Genomic DNA, 666 nt, shown 5'->3' with positions numbered 1-666 from the left:
CGGTCATTGCCATCAATTATGGCAACCGGATGTCTACGAAAGGCTGGCCGGTCCAAGTCGCGTTTGATGGCGATGCGCTGCATGGCAGCGGCTGCTGCGTCGTTGATCCGATACTTCGGCGCAGGCACCCCAACCACGAAGTCCGAGAAATCAGTAATCAAGGGTGGTTCGGCAGCAGTCTCGACGCTCCGGATAGCGGCCTGGTCGAGCGCTACATCCTGCAGTAATAGATCGCCGACAACATCGATCAGCAGCTTCTGAACGTTGGCAAGCGGCTTGTAGCCCGACACTGACTGCACGCCAAGCGCATGGAGCACCGCACTGATGTTGCGGAACTTGTACTCGATGGCGCCCGTGTTCCGTGCCGGAATCTGGCTAGCAAGCTGCCGAATGACCTGGGCCTTGATGAAGGTTTGTCCCAGTTCCTGCATTCGAAGCATACGCAGGTAGGCGAGGACCGTAACCTCGACCTCAGCCGCCGACCACGACTCCCCAGCTACACCGTCTTCGATTGCCATACGTCCACTCCCGGCCCCGCTTTCCAGGATAGTGGATCTGTTTGCAACCGTCATTGGCATGTGATTGCAGCGACAGCAGAGGATCTAATGAGGCGCCGCTGGTGACCGTGCCGCTGGAGATGTGGTTCCGCCGGATCGGATTGCTCAG

Annotated in this window: 1 pseudogene; it reads right to left on the bottom strand. The window is 58.7% G+C overall.

What is annotated here, in order from left to right:
* Window positions 1-518: pseudogene (locus AX730_RS07780) on the bottom strand (hypothetical protein); the annotation flags it as partial.
* Window positions 519-666: the final 148 nt, after the last annotated feature.

The organism is Pseudoxanthomonas mexicana, assembly GCF_001556105.1.
GTDB lineage: Bacteria > Pseudomonadota > Gammaproteobacteria > Xanthomonadales > Xanthomonadaceae > Pseudoxanthomonas_A > Pseudoxanthomonas_A mexicana_A.
The sequence above is the reverse complement of the archived record's forward strand: the minus strand, read 5'-3'. Positions and strand labels throughout refer to the sequence as shown.